Below are 19055 nucleotides of genomic sequence, written 5' to 3'. Positions count from 1 at the left end.
ATTATTTTTTTAATACCTTTGTGCCCATATAAATATGAGCAACTGACCTAATGAGTCCACTGAACTTCACCCACATTTTGACACAGGCAGTCGATGAGCTATCGGAAAGCGAATCTTATAAAGGACTGTTTCATCAGCACAAAGATGGCGAACCACTGCCCTCTGCAAAAGTCTTGTATGAAATTATTGAGCTTTCACGCTCCATTCTTTTCCCCGGATATTACGGAAATTCTACTATTAACAGCCGGACCATCAATTATCACATCGGTGTAAACATTGAAAAATTGTTTGATTTACTTTGTGAGCAAATCCTGGCCGGATTATGTTTTAGCACTTCCATAGAGGGGAAATGCAACGTCTGCTCCGACTCCAAACGAGAAGAAGCTGCACGTCTTGCTGCTAAATTCATCAGTAAGTTACCCGCCATGAGGAAGATACTGGCAACAGATGTGGAAGCCGCCTACAACGGTGACCCGGCTGCCGAAAGCTATGGAGAGGTCATATTCTGTTATCCGGCCATTAAAGCGATCAGCAATTACCGTATCGCGCATGAATTGCTGGAACTGGGTGTTCCTCTGATTCCCCGTATCATCACGGAGATGGCGCATAGCGAAACGGGAATTGATATCCATCCGGCCGCAAAGATTGGCACTCACTTCACCATCGACCATGGTACGGGTGTCGTAATCGGCGCCACGAGTATCATCGGAAACAACGTCAAACTATATCAGGGTGTCACGCTGGGAGCCAAGAGTTTCCCGCTGGATGCCGACGGAAAACCGATCAAGGGAATCCCCCGCCATCCGATCCTGGAAGACAATGTAATTGTTTATTCCAACGCCACTATTCTGGGAAGAATCACCATCGGGCGTGATGCAACCGTAGGCGGTAATATCTGGGTAACGGAAAACGTGCCCGCAGGAGCAAGAATCGTACAAACTAAAGCAAAAAAATAAAATCAAAAGAATCTATATGAGCGAACAATTCGAGATGATAGCCAAGACTTTCCAGGGACTGGAAGAGATACTTGCAGAAGAACTGACAGCATTAGGAGCCAACGACATTCAAATAGGACGTCGTATGGTTTCATTTACAGGAGATAAACGTATGATGTACAAGGCTAATTTCTGTCTACGTACCGCCATCCGTATCCTGAAACCCATCAAGAACTTTACGGCCAAAGATGCTGACGAGGTTTACAATCAAATACAGGCTATTCCATGGGAAGAATATCTCGATGTGAACAAGACATTTGCTATCGATGCAGTAGTATTCAGTGAGGAGTTCCGCCATTCGAAATTCGTTTCGTACAAGGTGAAAGATGCGATTGTGGACTACTTCCGCGAGAAAACGGGTAAACGTCCGTCGGTACGCATCAACAACCCGGATGTACTTCTGAACATTCATATTGCACAGACTACCTGTACCTTGTCGTTGGACTCGTCCGGAGAATCACTTCACCGTCGCGGTTATCGCCAGGAAGCGGTAGAAGCTCCGTTGAATGAGGTATTGGCTGCCGGCATGATTTTAATGACCGGATGGCGTGGAGAATGTGATCTGATCGATCCGATGTGTGGTTCGGGTACTATCCCTGTAGAAGCCGCACTGATTGCTAAGAATATCGCTCCGGGAGTATTCCGTAAAGGGTTTGCTTTCGAGAAATGGGTGGATTTCGATGCGGATATGTTTGATGAGATTTACAATGACGACAGTCAGGAGCGTGAGTTTACTCATAAAATTTATGGGTATGACAACAATCCGAAAGCGAATGAGATTGCAACTCACAATATAAAAGCTGCCGGTGTATCGAAAGATATCGTGTTGAAATTGCAACCGTTCCAGCAGTTCGAACAGCCGAAAGAGAAATCAATCATCATCACCAATCCTCCTTATGGGGAACGTATCTCTACGAATGATTTGCTCGGTCTTTACCAGATGATCGGCGAACGTCTGAAACATGCATTTGTAGGAAACGAAGCATGGGTGCTTTCTTATCGGGAAGAGTGTTTCGACCAGATTGGGTTGAAGGCAAGCCAGAAGGTTCCTTTGTTCAATGGACCGTTGGAGTGTGAATTCCGCAAATATGAGATTTTTGACGGAAAATATAAAGAGTTCAAGAGCCAGGAAGAGGGCGAAGAGAAGAAAGAGGGTGAAGGTGAACAGGCTCCAAGATTCAGAGAAAGAAAAGAGTTTAAGCCACGTCGAGAAGGTGAATTCAAACCACGCCGGGATAGTGAGTCCAGACCTCGCAGAGAGGGAGAATACAAGCCACGCAGAGAAGGTGGCGACTTCAAAGGCGGCGACAGAGATAGAAAGCCACGGGGAGAATTCCGCGGAGGAAGAGATTCGAGAGGGCCAAGAGAATTTAGGGGAAATCGGGAGCCGAGGATTCCGAAGAAGGAAGAGGAATAAGCGGTTATAATCCCAACAACTTATTTACCCTGTAATTCGCTAGTTAATAATTAATTAAAAACTTGAAATTCCAAATTGGAACTTCAAGTTTACATCATAGTTCTAATGTTCAGTCACAAATTGGAACCTGTCTAAACAAAAAAAGATGGATGATATAGCCATTATAGAAAACAAAATATACGAAATCAGAGGGCAAAAAGTTATGCTTGACTTTGATTTGGCAGAAATGTATGGAGTTGAGACTAAACGCCTCAAGGAACAAGTGCGTCGTAATATTGAACGCTTTCCTGCTGAATTTATGTTCGAGCTAACAAAAGAAGAAGTTGCAATTTCAAGGTCGCAAATTGCGACCTTGAAAACAGGACAAGGATATAACATCAAATATCTTCCGTTTGCATTTACTGAATATGGTATAGTTATGTTATCCAGCGTCCTCAAGTCCAAGACCGCTGTGGAAGTAAATATCAATATTATCCGTGCTTTTGTACGTATGCGCCAATATCTTCTATCCAATATACCTAAAAAGGAGTTGGAAGAATTAAAACAACGCATCGAATATCTCGAAGAAGATATTACTTCTGATAGGGAAAGTTACGAAAAACAATTTGACGACCTATTTAATGCCTTTGCTAAAATAAGTGCAATTATCCAATCAAGACAGACTCCTTTGGACAGAGTAAAAATAGAAGGATTTAAAAACAAATAATAAAGAAAAAAGCAATGAGTAAAATTGGAAAAAGAGCCATTCTGTTATTGTTGGCACTACCAATCGGATTCAATGTTATGGCACAAGAAACCAAAAAACCGACGCTGGAAGAACTGATTCCGGGCGGCGAGAGTTACCTCTATGCAGAAAACCTGTACGGGCTGCAATGGTGGGGCGACGAATGTATCAAGCCAGGAGTAGATACCCTTTATTCAATTCAACCCAAAACCGGGAAAGAAACAATGGTTATCACTCGCGAGCAAATCAACAAAGTGCTTGAAGAAAACAAGGCAGGAAAATTATCACACCTGTATTCCGTCCGTTTTCTATGGACAGACAAGGCACAAATGCTATTCACGATAGCAGGAGAGTTCATTGTATATGATTTCAAGAACAATCAGGTTATCAGCACTTTCAAACCAAAGGACGGGGCAAATAATGAAGACTATTGCGCAGCCAGTGGAAATGTGGCTTACACGATAGATAACAATCTATATGTGAATGAGAAAGCAGTAACCAATGAACCCGAAGGCATCGTTTGCGGACAAACAGTGCACCGCAATGAATTCGGTATCAACAAAGGAACTTTCTGGAGTCCGAAAGGTAACCTGCTCGCTTTCTACCGTATGGATGAAAGCATGGTGACACAATACCCGCTTGTAGACATCACTGCACGTGTAGGCGAAGTAAATAACGTACGCTATCCGATGGCCGGAATGACGAGCCATCAGGTAAAAGTAGGCATTTACAACCCTGCTACCGGTAAAAGCATTTATCTGAATGCAGGCGATCCGACAGACCGTTATTTCACTAACATCAGCTGGGCACCGGATGAAAAGAGCCTCTACCTGATCGAAGTAAACCGCGACCAGAATCATGCCAAACTCTGCCAGTACAACGCAGAGACAGGAGAACCCATGGGAGTTCTCTATGAAGAAATGCACCCTAAATACGTTGAACCGCAAAACCCCATCGTATTTTTGCCGTGGGACCCTACCAAGTTCATCTATCAAAGTCAGCGTGACGGCTACAATCACCTTTATCTCTTTGAGACAAATGCAGCAAACATGAAAGGTGAAACCTATAATAGTGCCAACGGCGGTAGTTATTTCCAGGCCGGTAAAGTAAAACAGCTAACCAAAGGCAACTGGCTGGTCAGCGAAATCCTGGGATTCAACACAAAGCGTAAAGAGGTCATCTTCACTGCCGTAGAAGGCTTGAGAAGCGGCCATTTTGCAGTAAACGTAAGTAATGGAAAGATAAGCCAGCCGTTCGAGAACTGCAAGGAAAGCGAACATAGCGGAACACTTAGCGCCTCTGGCACATACCTTATCGACCGTTATTCCACCAAAGACCAACCCCGCGTCATCAACCTGGTAGACACCAAAAACTTCAAAGAAACAGCCAACCTGCTGACATCCGAAAATCCTTACGACGGATACCAGATGCCAAGCATCGAAACCGGAACAATCAAAGCGGCAGACGGCACTACCGACCTGCATTACCGCCTGATGAAGCCGGCAAACTTCGATCCGGCTAAGAAATATCCCGTAATCGTATATGTCTACGGAGGCCCTCACGCGCAATGCGTCACCGGAGGATGGCAGAACGGCGCACGCGGATGGGACACATACATGGCAAGCAAAGGCTATATCATGTTCACCATCGACAATCGCGGTAGCAGCAACCGCGGACTAACATTTGAAAATGCCACCTTCCGCCGTCTCGGCATCGAAGAAGGCAAAGACCAGGTAAAAGGCGTTGAATTCCTGAAATCCCTCCCCTACGTAGACAGCGAGCGCATCGGCGTACATGGATGGAGCTTTGGAGGTCACATGACTACCGCCCTGATGCTCCGTTACCCGGAGATATTCAAAGTAGGCGTTGCCGGAGGTCCGGTAATCGACTGGGGTTACTATGAAATAATGTACGGCGAACGCTATATGGACACACCGGAAAGCAATCCGGAAGGCTACAAAGAATGTAATCTGAAAAACCTTGCCGGCCAACTGAAAGGTCACCTATTGATTATTCACGACGACCACGACGACACCTGCGTGCCACAACACACCCTGTCGTTCATGAAAGCCTGTGTAGATGCCCGCACTTATCCCGACCTGTTTATCTACCCGTGCCACAAGCACAACGTAGCAGGCCGCGACCGTGTACATCTGCACGAGAAAATCACCCGGTACTTTGAGCAGAACTTATAAAACCTGTGAAGTCCACCGCATCTATACGAATCATATATAACAGTATAACTTATAATAGCACAAAGATGAAGATATTATTACTTGGCTCGGGCGGCCGCGAACATGCACTGGCATGGAAAATTGCCCAAAGTCCGAAAGTTGAAAAACTGTACATTGCTCCGGGAAATGCCGGAACAACTGCCGTAGGCGAGAATGTCAACATCAAAGCAACCGATTTTGAAGCCATCAGCGCTTTCGCTCTGAAAGAGAACATTCAAATGGTAGTAGTAGGCCCCGAAGATCCGTTGGTAGAAGGAATCTACGACTACTTCCAGAACCGTCCGGAGCTAAAGCATATTGCCGTTATCGGTCCTTCGGCTCAAGGAGCAGAACTGGAAGGAAGCAAGGAGTTTGCCAAAGGCTTCATGATGCGCCACAACATCCCGACAGCCCGCTACAAAAGCATCACTTCCGCAAACCTCGAAGAAGGTCTCGCTTTCCTCGAAACGCTGGAAGCTCCATACGTATTGAAGGCTGATGGTCTTTGTGCCGGAAAAGGAGTGCTTATCCTCCCTACACTGGACGAAGCTAAAGTAGAACTGAAAGAAATGCTGGGTGGCATGTTCGGCTCTGCATCGGCAACCGTTGTAATCGAAGAGTTCCTAAGCGGTATCGAGTGCTCTGTATTCGTACTGACAGACGGAGAACACTATAAAGTCCTCCCCGTAGCCAAAGACTACAAACGCATCGGTGAAGGCGATAAAGGACTAAATACAGGCGGTATGGGTAGCGTAACCCCCGTTCCGTTTGCCGATGAAGTATTTATGGAGAAAGTACGCACACGCATCATCGAACCGACCATCAACGGCCTGAAAGAAGAAAACATCACTTACAAAGGCTTCATCTTCCTCGGCCTTATCAAGGTGAAAGGTGAACCGATGGTGATCGAATACAACGTCCGCATGGGCGACCCGGAAACAGAAAGCGTGATGCTCCGTATCCAGAGCGACTTCGTAGAACTGCTTGAAGGTACTGCCGCAGGCAACCTGAACGAAAAAACACTGGTGATGGACCCACGTTCAGCCGGCTGTGTCATCCTTGTCAGCGGCGGTTATCCCGAAGCCTACGAAAAAGGATTCCCTATCAGCGGACTGGAACAGGCTGCCGCTACCGACAGTATCATTTTCCATGCCGGAACAGCCATGAAAGACGGACAAGTAGTGACGAACGGAGGACGTGTGATTGCCGTTTGCTCTTACGGTGCAACGAAAGAAGAGGCACTGGCACAGAGCTACAAAGTGGCAGACATGATCGACTTCGACAAGAAGTATTTCCGCCGCGATATCGGATTCGATTTGTAATTCAAGTTTCGCACGCAAGTAGCCCTATTCCGCATAGCGTTGAACACCATGACTTGTCAAGCATTAATAGTTGAGTTATCAAGTATTAATAGTTTAGACGACAATTGTTAATACTTGAGGAATCAGGTATTAACAGCTGACAGGATGGTTGTTAACATCAAGCATGCAGGATATTAATATCCAGAATATCAACCGAATGTACCTATAGTATCAAGAGATAACAAGTAATAAACTCATGAGAAATAAAAGACTACAAAGTCAAGTGACGGCAGGACGGTGGACCCTGCCTGCCGTTATCTTTATCTGCGCCCTGGGCTGGGTGTTGACTTACTTTTTATTTCCCGGTTCCATAGCCTCAACCGTACTCGAAGGCAGCCCTTCTGCCTGGCAACCCGCCCGCGATTTTCTGCTTCCGGGGTGGGCAGACCGGATTGTCAGCTTCCTGATTTATGCAACCATCGGTTACTTTCTGATAGAGCTGAACAATCAGTTCAGCATTATCCGTATGAGGGCTTCCATGCAGACAGCTATCTATTTCCTGCTGGTCACCGTCTGCCCGAAAATGCATTACCTATATACAGGAGATATTATTGCCCTGGGCTTTCTCATTTCCATTTATTTTCTGTTTAAAAGCTATCAGCAAACTCAAGCTGCGGGTTATTTATTCTACTCCTTCTTCTTTATCGGAGCGGGAAGTATTCTGTTCCCACAGTTCACCATCCTCTCGGTGCTTTGGTTGCTCGAAGCCTACCGTTTCCAGTCGCTCACTCCGCGTAGTTTCTGCGGTGCGCTGCTCGGATGGATGCTGCCATACTGGATGCTGTTCGGACACGCCTTCTTCTACAACGAGATGGAGTTGTTCTATCGCCCTTTCAATCAGCTACTAACTATCGGGGAATTCTTCAACCTGCAAATCCTCCAGCCTTGGGAACTGGCAATACTCGGCTATCTGTTGGTGATGTTCATCGTCAGTGCCGTCCATTGCATCGCCGCCGGATTTGAGGATAAGATACGCACACGCGCCTATCTCCAATTCCTGATAGACCTGACGATTTTCCTGTTCCTGCTGATTGCCCTGCAACCGATATATTGCAGTGCCCTATTGCCTTTGCTTATCATAAGCAACAGCATCCTGATCGGACATTTCTTTGTACTAACCAATAGTAAAAGTTCGAATGTGTTTTTCATCATTTCATTGGTCGGTCTCATCCTCTTATTCGCTTTTAATATATGGACGCTTTTATAGATTCAACGATACAACTCCTCATAGAATGGGGACTCCCGGGATTATTCATCTCGGCTTTACTGGCTGGGAGCATCGTGCCTTTCAGTTCCGAACTGGTACTGGTGGCACTGGTGAAACTCGGTCTGCCCCCGATAGCCTGTCTGATCTCCGCCACTCTGGGCAACACAGTAGGCGGAATGACTTGCTACTATATGGGACGTCTGGGCAAAATCAGTTGGATCCAGAAATATTTCAAGGTAAAGAAAGAGAAAGTAGACAAAATGGTGAAATTCCTGCAAGGAAAAGGAGCATTGATGGCCTTCTTCACCTTTCTTCCCGCTATTGGGGAAGTGATAGCCATTGCACTGGGATTTATGCGAAGCAACACATGGCTCACCATAGTTTCCATGTTTGTCGGCAAACTGATACGTTATATTCTTCTCCTGTATGCACTCGAAAGTGCCTGGGACGCTATAGCAGGGTAAGGATTTTAAATATCAGGTAAAAAGGATTAGACGTTAGACAGTAAGCATTAGAGATTGTATGATGGAAAGGATTATTGAGAAAACCGACGACGGGAGCGCTACCCTGTTTGTTCCGGAATTGAATGAACATTATCATTCAACGAAAGGGGCACGCACGGAGTCTCAACATATTTTCATCGATATGGGACTTAAAGCCTCTTCCGCCACTACTCCGCATATTCTTGAGATCGGCTTCGGGACAGGGCTAAACGCCTGGCTCACCCTTGAAGAAGCAGAAAGAAGCAGACGGAATATACACTATACAGGATTGGAACTCTATCCACTGGAATGGCAGACGATAGAGCAATTAGGATATATCTCCAATGATGAACAATTAACGACGACCGCCCGGCAGCAACCGGCTATCGAATTGTTTAAGCAACTTCATACATCACCTTGGGAGAAAGACGTGCAACTCACTCCACACTTCACCCTACGGAAAGTAGAGACAGACGTAAACAAATGGGTTGAGAACAGAGAACGAACAATGAGCAATATCAATGATAGCGTAACCAACGCCGAATCACCTGCCCTGAATCTTTCATTTAACCTCATTTACTTCGATGCCTTTGCACCGGAAAAGCAACCGGAAATGTGGTCGCAAGAACTATTCAACCGCCTCTACGTTTTATTAGATAGAGACGGCATCCTGACCACTTACTGCGCCAAAGGTGTCGTCCGCCGGATGTTACAGACAGCCGGATTCACAGTAGAACGTCTGCCCGGACCTCCGGGTGGTAAACGGGAAATATTACGGGCCCGAAAATAAGAATAGAAACAAGATAAAAAAGAACCCCCGAAATAGAAGAAGTCATGAAAAAACAACTAAAAGATATGAGAACCCTTTTCCTCCTTAGTGCCTGCCTCCTAATGGCAGCCTGCACAGGACGCTCTTCCCAAGCAAGCAACGATGACGAAGCAAAACCGGTGATTACCGTCACCCTGGAACCGCAACGTTATTTCACGGAAGCTATTGCTGGAGATAAATTTAAAGTAGTCAGCATGGTCCCAAAAGGTTCCAGCCCGGAAACCTATGATCCTGTCCCCCAACAACTTGTTTCTCTGGGAGACAGCAAAGCCTATTTCCGCATCGGATACATCGGATTCGAACAGACCTGGATGGATCGTTTGATGAACAATACCCCCCATATTCAAGTGTTCGACACCTCCAAAGGGATTGACCTCATACTCAACAATGATGACCACGACCACGGACATAACAGCCACGACGGGCATATCCATGCTGTAGAGCCGCACGTATGGAATTCCACCGGTAATGCTTTAATCATTGCAGGAAACACCTACAAAGCTCTTAGCCAACTGGATAAGACAAATGAGGTATACTATAGAAACCGCTACGATTCGCTCTGCCAGCGTATCCAGCACACCGACAGCCTGATTCGCCGTCAACTCTCCGCTCCCAAAGCAGCCAAAGCCTTCATGATTTATCATCCGGCTCTCTCCTACTTCGCCCGCGACTACGGATTGCATCAGATTTCCATCGAAGAAGGGGGCAAAGAACCTTCTCCCGCCCATCTGAAAGCCTTGATAGACCTGTGTCAGGCAGAAGATGTACGTGTAATCTTTGTTCAACCGGAATTTGACAAACGCAATGCGGAAACCATCGCGCAGCAAACCGGAACGAAAGTGATCCCTATCAATCCGCTAAGTTACGACTGGGAAGAAGAAATGCTGAATGTAGCCAAAGCCCTCGCGCCACAGGCTGCAACAAAATAAATGTATAAAGAAAGAACCCATCAAGCCATTTCCAACGATGAAACCAATAATCGAAATAAAGAATCTTTCCGCCGGATATGACGGTCGCACTGTTCTCCACGATGTTAATCTAAGCATCTACGAACGGGATTTTCTAGGTATTATAGGTCCGAACGGAGGCGGCAAAACGACGCTTATAAAGTGCATCCTCGGTCTGTTGAAGCCAACCGGAGGGGAAATTATATTCCATACTCCTGAAAAAGCATCTACTAAAACCACTTCTACTTTCCTGGGTTATCTGCCTCAATACAACAGTATAGACCGGAAGTTCCCTATTTCCGTGGAAGAAGTGATCCTATCCGGATTAAGCATACAAAAATCGCTCACTTCACGATTTACTCCCGAACAGAAAGAGAAAGGTAAACAGATTATTTCCCGCATGGGGCTTGAAGGACTCGAACACCGTTCTATCGGGCAATTAAGCGGCGGGCAGCTGCAACGTGCCCTGTTGGGACGTGCCATCATCTCCGACCCTGCGGTATTGATTCTCGATGAACCCAGCACGTATATCGACAAGCGTTTCGAAGCACGCCTTTATGAGTTATTGGCTGAAATCAATAAAGAATGTGCCATTATCCTTGTCAGTCACGACATCGGCACTGTATTGCAACAGGTAAAATCTATCGCTTGCGTCAACGAAACGCTGGATTACCATCCGGATACAGGCGTTACTACCGAATGGCTGGAAAGGAACTTCAACTGCCCTATCGAGCTATTGGGACACGGTACATTGCCTCACCGGGTTTTAGGAGAGCATCATCACCATCATTAAAGTTGCCATAGACTCTATATAGATATACGGCTTCCTTGTTTTAAAATGTATCTTCCCTCTCTGCTGCCTTCCGGAAGAGTGAAAGAGATAGTAAATCACCCCTTTGTTACTTAATATTTCTTACTTTCTTCCTCATTATCCTTACAAATCACTATCTTTGCGACCTCATAATTTGTTTTTAACGAATAAACTACGATAGTGCTAATGAAACAGTACAGAACCGTAAACAACCTTATGGGTTGGCTTACATTCATCATTGCGGCAACCGTCTACTGCCTGACAATAGAACCGACCGCAAGTTTCTGGGATTGCCCGGAGTTCATAACCACCGGCTATAAACTGGAAGTCGGACACCCGCCCGGCGCGCCTTTCTTCATGCTAGTGGCGAATCTGTTTTCTCAATTTGCTTCCGACGTAACAACTGTTGCTAAAATGGTGAATTACATGAGTGCCCTCATGAGTGGCGCCTGTATCCTGTTCCTTTTCTGGAGCATCACCCACCTGGTACGCAAACTGATTATCACTGACGAAAACAATATCACCAAAGGACAGCTTATCACAGTGATGGGTAGCGGACTGATCGGTGCACTGGTTTATACATTCAGTGACACATTCTGGTTCTCGGCCGTGGAAGGTGAAGTATATGCCTTCTCCTCCCTGTTTACCGCTGTTGTTTTCTGGTTGATTCTGAAATGGGAAGACGTAGCCGACCAGCCGCACAGCGACCGTTGGATTATCCTCATCGCCTATCTGACGGGATTGAGTATCGGTGTTCACTTGCTGAACTTGCTTTGTCTGCCCGCCATCGTACTGGTATACTATTACAAGAAAACTCCAAACGCTACCGCCAAAGGTTCGTTAATTGCGTTATTCGGCTCAATGGTACTCGTTGCAGCCGTGCTTTACGGCATCGTACCGGGTATTGTGAAAGTAGGCGGCTGGTTCGAGTTGTTGTTTGTCAACGGACTCGGAATGTCGTTCAATTCAGGTGTAGTGGTTTATATTATTCTGCTTGCAGCGGCTCTGATCTGGGGCGTATACGAAAGCTATACCGAAAAGAACAAAACACGCATGGCTATCTCCTTTATCCTGACGATTGCCCTACTGGGTATCCCGTTCTATGGGCACGGAGCCAGCAGTATTGTTATTGGAATCTTGGTCATCGCTGCACTGGGTCTTTATCTTGCTCCGAACATTCAGACCAAGATTAAGGAGAAATGGCGCATTTCCGCCCGCACCATGAACACAGCCCTGCTGTGCACCATGATGATCGTAATCGGGTATTCTTCTTACGCACTGATCGTTATCCGTTCTACTGCCAACACTCCGATGGATCAAAACTCACCGGAGGATATATTCACCCTGGGCGAATACCTCGGCCGTGAACAATACGGAACCCGTCCGCTCTTCTACGGCCCTGCTTTCTCTTCGAAAGTGGCACTTGACGTAAAAGACGGCTATTGTATTCCGCGCCAATCGGAAGCAGGAAGTAAGTTTGTCCGCAAGGAAAAGACTTCGCCCGACGAAAAAGACTCTTATATCGAACTTCCCGGACGTGTGGAATACGAATATGCACAGAATATGCTTTTCCCGCGTATGTACAGTTCGTCACACGCACCGCTCTACAAACAATGGGTAGACATCAAGGGATATGACGTTCCTTACGACCAGTGTGGAGAGATGGTGATGGTAAACATGCCTACCCAATGGGAAAATATCAAATTCTTCTTCTCCTACCAGCTAAACTTCATGTACTGGCGTTACTTCATGTGGAACTTTGCCGGACGGCAGAATGACATACAGGGTAGCGGAGAAATTGAGCACGGCAACTGGATCACCGGTATTCCGTTTATCGACAACCTACTGGTAGGTAACCAGGAATTGCTTCCGCAAGATCTCAAAAACAATAAAGGACACAACGTATTCTACTGTCTGCCGCTGATTCTCGGCTTAATCGGACTCTTCTGGCAGGCTTACCATAGCCAGCGAGGTATCCAGCAATTCTGGGTGGTATTCTTCCTGTTCTTTATGACAGGTATCGCTATCGTGCTCTACCTCAACCAAACTCCTGCACAACCCCGTGAACGAGACTATGCGTATGCCGGTTCGTTCTATGCCTTTGCCATCTGGGTAGGTATGGGAGTGGCAGGTATCATCCGCATGTTGCGAGATTATGCCAAGATGCAGGAACTTCCGGCAGCCGTTCTGGCTTCAGTGCTCTGTTTGTTCGTCCCCATCCAGATGGCGGGACAGACATGGGATGACCACGACCGTAGCGGACGCTTCGTTGCCCGCGACTTCGGACAGAACTACCTGATGACTTTGCAGGAAGAAGGTAACCCGATTATCTACACCAATGGTGATAACGATACCTTCCCATTGTGGTACAATCAGGAAACGGAAGGTTTCCGTACGGATGCCCGCACCTGTAACTTAAGTTACCTGCAAACAGACTGGTATATAGACCAGATGAAACGTCCGGCCTACGATTCTCCGTCACTCCCTATCACTTGGGACCGTGTGGAATACGTGGAAGGACAAAACGAATATATCTCTATCCGTCCGGAAATGAAAGCTCTTATCGACAGCTATTTCAAACAGGCAAACGAACTGGCTGCACAGGGAGACACTACCATATTGTCGCTCGTTCACTCCATCTTCGGTGAGAATCCTTATGAACTGAAGGAAATCATCAACCGCTGGATGCTTGGCAAGAACGACCAATTGAAAGAACTTCTCAAGAAGACAGGAAAAGAAATACAGCTTCCGCTCATCCCTACGGACAGCATCGTCATGAAGATAGATAAGGAAGCCGTACGCCGCTCCGGCATGAAAATACCGGAAGCTCTGGGCGACTCTATCCCCGAATACATGACAATCACCCTTAGAGACGCCAACGGCAACCCGAAACGCGCCCTCTACAAGAGTGAGCTGATGATGCTCGAAATGCTTGCCAACGCTAACTGGGAACGTCCTATCTATATGGCAATCACCGTAGGAAGCGAAAACCATCTGGGCATGGGCAACCACTTCACACAGGAGGGTCTCGCCTACCGCTTCACTCCGTTCGATACGGACAAACTGGACAGCAAGATCGACAGTGAAAAGATGTACGACAACCTGATGAACAAGTTCAAGTTCGGCGGTATCGACAAGCCGGGTATCTACATCGACGAGAACGTGATGCGTATGTGCTACACGCACCGCCGTATCTTCACGCAGCTCGTAGGACAGCTTATCAAAGAAGGTAAGAAGGACAAGGCACTCGCTGCACTCGATTACGCCGAAAAGATGATTCCGGCAATCAACGTACCGTATGACTGGGCAAATGGCGCCTTCCAAATGGCAGAGTCTTATTATCAACTGGGACAGAACGAGAAAGCCAACAAGATTATCGACGAGCTTGCCAACAAGTCGCTCGAATACATGATCTGGTATCTTAGCCTGAACGATAACCAGCTTGCCATTGCCAGCGAAAACTTCGTGTACAACGCCAGTTTGCTTGACGCCGAAGTCCGCCTAATGGAAAAATACAAATCAGAAGAACTCGCAAAACATTACTCTACGCAACTCGATCAGCTATACAACGAGTACGTGACGAGAATGAAAGGGAAATAATTTAGGTATGAAGTAATAAGTATTAAGTATTAACGTAGCTTCCGGCATGTTTTCCGTAAGGTATAATACTTAATACTTATTTCCTAATACTTCAAAACACAGACTCTCATGTTTATAGAACAACCACCTTGGCTTTTCCGGGCGTTGTATCCACAAGCTATCTTCCGGATGGACCCGAATGAGCGGGCAGTCTATCTGACTTTCGACGACGGCCCCATCCCCGAAGTAACTCCCTGGGTACTGGAAATACTGGAAAAGCATCATATTAAAGCTACCTTTTTCATGGTAGGCGACAATATACGCAAACACCCGGATGAATACCGGATGGTGGTAGAGCACGGACACCGCATCGGTAACCATACTTTCAACCACATCCGTGGATTTGAATATTCCAATCCGGATTACCTGGCAAATGCCAGAAAGGTAGATGATATTATTCATTCCGATCTCTTCCGTCCACCACACGGACACATGGGATTCAGGCAGTATTATACGTTGCGCTATCATTACCGCATCATTATGTGGGATCTCGTGACCCGCGATTACAGTAAGCGGATGCGCCCGGAACAAGTGCTGAACAACGTGAAACGCTATGCGCGAAACGGTTCTATCATCACTTTCCACGATTCGCTGAAGTCATGGAACAACGGTAACCTGCAATACGCACTTCCCCGTGCCATCGAGTTCCTGAAAGAGGAAGGTTATGAATTCAAGGTGTTATAATCTTTGAAAAAACAGAAACTTCGAAAAGAGCAGAGCTTCCTGATAAGAAAGAAAAGGTTTCTGATGAATAAAAAAGCTCCCTGATAAGAAAAAAAATATAAGCCGAGGTATTATGCCCCGGCTTTTGTAGTTTAAAGCCCGTTTCGTGCCCAAAATTGAAAGATCCCTCCTCTTTCTTACAAGATGCCAGTGCAACCGCATTTCGCCTGGTAAAGGGCAAAAAAAGGCAAAAAGAGGGCAAAACAACCTGCATTCAAAAAGTTTCTGATTCACATTACCATTTCCAACCGTATTTTTTTATACATTTGCAACGGTCTCTTCCGCAGAAAGCCTCCGGGTGGCGAGGGAGAGACGTTTATATTGAGAAGACGTTTACAAGCGTTTGTCATTTGTGTTCAGAACTTCGCAAACTTTGACCTATCGGAATGACTAACAGCAACAAAGACGTCCTCCTGATGTGTATTTATATACATCCGTGCCTCACTTTGGAAAACAAAGGGAGGCTACGGGTGTTGTACATATCGGCGTGGGCTTTCTGCGTTGTTCGTTCCCGATAGTTGGCATTGCGAAGGCCTTGAACACGGAACGGACGAAGGTGAGAGATTCCCACGCCTTTTCTATATATTCCTGTCAACAATAGATTGAATTGTCCGCCCAACGGGAGTCTGGGGGACACACATAAGCAGAATAGGCACATGATTCATGCGGGACAACTTATTGAACGCACGCTTCACGAACAGGGACGCACCGTCACCTGGTTCGCTACCCAACTATGCTGCACACGCCCCAATGTTTACAAGATATTCCGGAAAGAGAATATCGACATCCACCTGCTCTGGCGCATCTCCTTCATCCTCGGCCATGATTTTTTCCGCGATCTTTCCGACAGCATCAATACCGGAAACTTCCCCAGTGTATCCAAATAGGATACAATTCCGTATCGTTCTTGGAACTATGCTTTCACCCGGTAGTATACTCCTTTCGCATACCTTTGCAGGCATATTAACATATAATCACAAAAGGACATGAAAACGAAAAAACTATTTCTGATTATTGCTCTGGTTGTCAGTTGTGCCGTCGGAGCCCATGCGCAAAAGACGGTCTTCAAGTTTCGTGATGCACAGGCACGTGCAGGCGATGCAGTTACTGAAGTTTGTGTCAAACCCACAGTTGTCGAGGTGAAAATACTGGAAGATAAGGGACGAATCAAGGATGAATGGACACTAAGCAAAGAGGAAGTGGAGATCGCCATGAAAGGAGAACTTGACAACATCCGTGCATGGGGGACGTATCTGTCCACCATCAAATACAACTGCGATGTCATCATGGGAGCCACTTTCAAAGTGGAAGATAATGAAAAAACAGGGGGATACACGGTTACAGTAGTAGGTTATCCCGGCATCTTTGTCAACTGGCATCCTGCCACCCAGGACGATTATGAATGGATACGTCTGCAGAAGTTATCACCCACGGATGGAAAAAGCCAGATAGCACCTGTCGTTAAGAATAAGAATTAATCACTAAAACATAAATAACAATGAAAAAAGTACTATCAATGATTGCCGCACTCTTATTGTGCGTAGGAACTCAAGCGCAAATCGTATCATCCAGAAGTGCAATCGTCAAAACAGAGAAGCAAGCCAGCAGCACACAATGGTTCTTGCGTGCAGGTTTGAATATCATGAACTTCTCCGGTGACGGAGCCGAAGGAGCTGACTCAAACATCGGATATAACGCAACATTTGGCTACCAGAAGCCTTTAGGCAGCACAGGAGGATACTGGGGAATGGAATTTGGACTCGGCTCCCGTGGTTTCAAAGTGGAAGACACGAAGTGCATGGCTCATAATATACAATACTCTCCGTTCACATTCGGATGGAAATTTGCAGTGGCGGACAATGTTCATATCGACCCGCATGTAGGAGTCTTTGCCAGCTACGATTACACGAGCAAAATGAAAGCAGACGGAGAGAGCATCAGTTGGGGAGATTACGCAGATTACATGGAAGTTGACTACAATCATTTCGATGCCGGTATGAATATCGGTGTAGGAGTCTGGTACGACCGTTTCAACCTGGATCTCACCTATCAGCGCGGATTCATAGATACATTCAGCGATGCCGACGGATTCAAGACCAGTAACTTTATGATTCGTCTAGGTATTGCCTTCTAAGGACAACCAAACCTCAATAAACCATATTATTTATTCAGCGTCCACGATCTTTTCTCTTCGCAAAAAGGGCCGTGGATGCTGTTTTCTTAAAAATAACGGAATATGATGACCAAACGACAATTTCTGGCAATCATGTATCTGCTGACGGGAGTTATCCCGCTGATAGCACAGACTTTCACCGAACAGAAAAAGAGCTATCCCGTCAGTGCAGACGGCAATAAATATGTGGTCAGCGGATTTACCCCTTTCAGCAGCATGCATGACGAGAACATCTACGCTAATGCACTGTTATGGACCGTCAAAAATGTCTGTCCGCAGCTACGGGAAGGGATCACAGAGGTAAACGTACGGGCTAAAAACTTCAGTTGCGATCTGATACTTGCCTCGCAAGCAGATTCAAATCAGAAGAATACTTACTATTGCAAAGCCCTGTTTCAAGTAAAAGACGGCAAGCTGGTCTACTATCTTTCCAATATACGGATAGAATCATCAGCAGTGATAATGAAAAAAATCACTCCCATGGAGAAGCTGCAACCGGACAAGAAAGCATCTCACAAAGAAATCATGGATGACTTCGTACAGGTGGAATCGCAAGTATTGAATAAAATGTTCGACTTCATCGTAACGAACCAACTTTCACCAATCACTCACTGGAATGAAATCAGTATCAACAAGCCGGTGAAAGGCATGACGGAAGATGAATGTCTGCTGGCTTTCGGCAAACCGCAGACTATTCAAGAATCAAATGGAGAAGTGCAATGGATGTATTCCAGCTCGTTCTACCTATTCTTCAAGAATGGACATGTGGAAACGATTATCAAATAATCCCATAAAAACAAATCATCTCAAAATCAAACAATTAAAACAATTTATTATGAAAACAATCTGGAAAGCAACCGTTTGCATAGTTGCAGTATTACTGTCGTTCAGCATTTATTCCTGTGGCGATGACGACGATGACGCTGTCGGTTCACGCGATTTATTGTTAGGAACATGGAATGGAGTGTATTATCTTTCACAAGAATGGGAAGATGGTGAAAAGGTAAGTGACTCTAAAGAAGATTTTGTAAATGGAACCAACCGTTATTCCATAGAGTTAAAGGAAGATGGTACGTATGTAGAAAAAGATGTCTACAACTCCTCCAGAAGTACTAATTATTATCACGGTACATGGAGCTACTCCGGTAATAAGCTGACTCTCATCGACACTGAAGAGGATAATTACACAGAAGTGTGGACAGTGACCACAATGACAGAGAATGAATTAGTCTATGAACTTCGTGAGAAAGAGAAAGAAGACGGAACGACATACGAATATTACGAACAACACGCTTTTACAAGATAGCTCAAGGACATTATCTTTCTTTTCCAGAAAGACACATTCTTAATTCTCTTTCTTTTTCAGAAAGATAAAAATAAGCAAAGGTTCCTTTGATAAAAAGAAACCTTTGCTTCATCTATTAGAAAAGACGCATGATATTCAATAATGAATCGCGTATTCAGTGAGTAAAAGAAATTAAAGAGGGCGTTTCGTCACACCTCGACAATCCTTCTTTTTTGACTGTATAAGCAA

The 19055-nt window shown here is 45.8% G+C and carries 18 protein-coding genes; 17 read left to right on the top strand and 1 reads right to left on the bottom strand.

Going from position 1 to position 19055, the window contains the following annotated elements; all coding sequences use genetic code 11:
- Window positions 1–50 precede the first annotated feature (50 nt).
- From HMPREF9010_RS20755 to HMPREF9010_RS20810, 12 genes are all read left to right on the top strand, one after another.
- On the top strand, window positions 51–956 hold the full coding sequence (locus HMPREF9010_RS20755) for a serine O-acetyltransferase (protein WP_004302952.1): 906 nt from the start codon (window positions 51–53) through the stop codon (window positions 954–956).
- A 16-nt stretch (window positions 957–972) separates the two neighbouring features.
- Entirely contained in the window at window positions 973–2412 is a 1440-nt protein-coding gene (locus tag HMPREF9010_RS20760; protein ID WP_008647040.1) for a class I SAM-dependent RNA methyltransferase, read from the top strand.
- A gap of 145 nt (window positions 2413–2557) precedes the next feature.
- Complete coding sequence (locus HMPREF9010_RS20765) at window positions 2558–3118, top strand: ORF6N domain-containing protein (RefSeq protein WP_004296702.1); 561 nt, start codon at window positions 2558–2560, stop codon at window positions 3116–3118.
- Window positions 3119–3132: 14 nt separating this feature from the next.
- Window positions 3133–5331 carry a S9 family peptidase gene (locus tag HMPREF9010_RS20770; protein ID WP_008647039.1) on the top strand — a complete coding sequence of 733 codons (2199 nt, stop codon included), beginning with the start codon at window positions 3133–3135 and terminating at the stop codon, window positions 5329–5331.
- 65 nt (window positions 5332–5396) lie between these two features.
- On the top strand, window positions 5397–6671 hold the full coding sequence (gene purD / locus HMPREF9010_RS20775; RefSeq protein WP_004296700.1) for a phosphoribosylamine--glycine ligase: 1275 nt from the start codon (window positions 5397–5399) through the stop codon (window positions 6669–6671).
- A gap of 235 nt (window positions 6672–6906) precedes the next feature.
- A complete protein-coding gene (locus HMPREF9010_RS20780; RefSeq protein ID WP_008647038.1) occupies window positions 6907–7917 on the top strand; it encodes a hypothetical protein in 1011 nt (336 codons plus the stop codon).
- The gene (locus tag HMPREF9010_RS20785; RefSeq protein ID WP_008647037.1) at window positions 7902–8381 is read left to right on the top strand and encodes a YqaA family protein; all 480 of its coding nucleotides are present in this window, start codon (window positions 7902–7904) and stop codon (window positions 8379–8381) included. The genes HMPREF9010_RS20780 and HMPREF9010_RS20785 overlap by 16 nt, the downstream gene beginning before the upstream one ends.
- 61 nt (window positions 8382–8442) lie before the next feature.
- Window positions 8443–9189, top strand: a complete 747-nt coding sequence (gene mnmD / locus HMPREF9010_RS20790) for a tRNA (5-methylaminomethyl-2-thiouridine)(34)-methyltransferase MnmD (RefSeq protein WP_032851885.1) — start codon at window positions 8443–8445, stop codon at window positions 9187–9189.
- A 44-nt stretch (window positions 9190–9233) separates the two neighbouring features.
- Window positions 9234–10157 (top strand): metal ABC transporter solute-binding protein, Zn/Mn family, encoded by a 924-nt coding sequence (locus HMPREF9010_RS20795; protein WP_008647035.1) that lies wholly within the window; start codon window positions 9234–9236, stop codon window positions 10155–10157.
- Window positions 10158–10194: 37 nt separating this feature from the next.
- Window positions 10195–10968, top strand: a complete 774-nt coding sequence (locus tag HMPREF9010_RS20800; protein WP_004296695.1) for a metal ABC transporter ATP-binding protein — start codon at window positions 10195–10197, stop codon at window positions 10966–10968.
- A 204-nt stretch (window positions 10969–11172) separates the two neighbouring features.
- Complete coding sequence (locus tag HMPREF9010_RS20805; RefSeq protein WP_008647027.1) at window positions 11173–14586, top strand: DUF2723 domain-containing protein; 3414 nt, start codon at window positions 11173–11175, stop codon at window positions 14584–14586.
- A 108-nt stretch (window positions 14587–14694) separates the two neighbouring features.
- Complete coding sequence (locus tag HMPREF9010_RS20810; protein WP_004296883.1) at window positions 14695–15309, top strand: polysaccharide deacetylase family protein; 615 nt, start codon at window positions 14695–14697, stop codon at window positions 15307–15309.
- A 463-nt stretch (window positions 15310–15772) separates the two neighbouring features.
- Here HMPREF9010_RS20810 and HMPREF9010_RS26030 read toward each other — a convergent pair whose 3' ends face one another.
- Window positions 15773–15985 carry a hypothetical protein gene (locus tag HMPREF9010_RS26030; RefSeq protein WP_128858092.1) on the bottom strand — a complete coding sequence of 71 codons (213 nt, stop codon included), beginning with the start codon at window positions 15983–15985 and terminating at the stop codon, window positions 15773–15775.
- 19 nt (window positions 15986–16004) lie between these two features.
- Between HMPREF9010_RS26030 and HMPREF9010_RS25165 the strand changes: the two genes are divergently transcribed.
- The 5 genes from HMPREF9010_RS25165 (at window position 16005) to HMPREF9010_RS20840 (ending at window position 18827) form a co-directional block, all read left to right on the top strand.
- Window positions 16005–16235 (top strand): hypothetical protein, encoded by a 231-nt coding sequence (locus HMPREF9010_RS25165; protein ID WP_083792313.1) that lies wholly within the window; start codon window positions 16005–16007, stop codon window positions 16233–16235.
- Between the two features lie 99 nt (window positions 16236–16334).
- Window positions 16335–16826: a hypothetical protein gene (locus HMPREF9010_RS26250; protein WP_004296879.1), complete on the top strand. Its 492-nt coding sequence runs from the start codon at window positions 16335–16337 to the stop codon at window positions 16824–16826.
- Between the two features lie 20 nt (window positions 16827–16846).
- Window positions 16847–17482: an outer membrane beta-barrel protein gene (locus tag HMPREF9010_RS20830; protein WP_004296878.1), complete on the top strand. Its 636-nt coding sequence runs from the start codon at window positions 16847–16849 to the stop codon at window positions 17480–17482.
- 105 nt (window positions 17483–17587) lie between these two features.
- Entirely contained in the window at window positions 17588–18307 is a 720-nt protein-coding gene (locus tag HMPREF9010_RS20835; RefSeq protein ID WP_369746128.1) for a hypothetical protein, read from the top strand.
- 49 nt (window positions 18308–18356) lie between these two features.
- Window positions 18357–18827, top strand: a complete 471-nt coding sequence (locus HMPREF9010_RS20840; RefSeq protein WP_032849540.1) for a lipocalin family protein — start codon at window positions 18357–18359, stop codon at window positions 18825–18827.
- Window positions 18828–19055 lie beyond the last annotated feature (228 nt).

This window comes from Bacteroides sp. 3_1_23, from assembly GCF_000162555.1.
GTDB classification, from domain to species: Bacteria; Bacteroidota; Bacteroidia; order Bacteroidales; family Bacteroidaceae; genus Bacteroides; species Bacteroides ovatus.
Note: the sequence above shows the minus strand (reverse complement) of the source record. Positions and strands in the feature narration are given on the sequence as shown.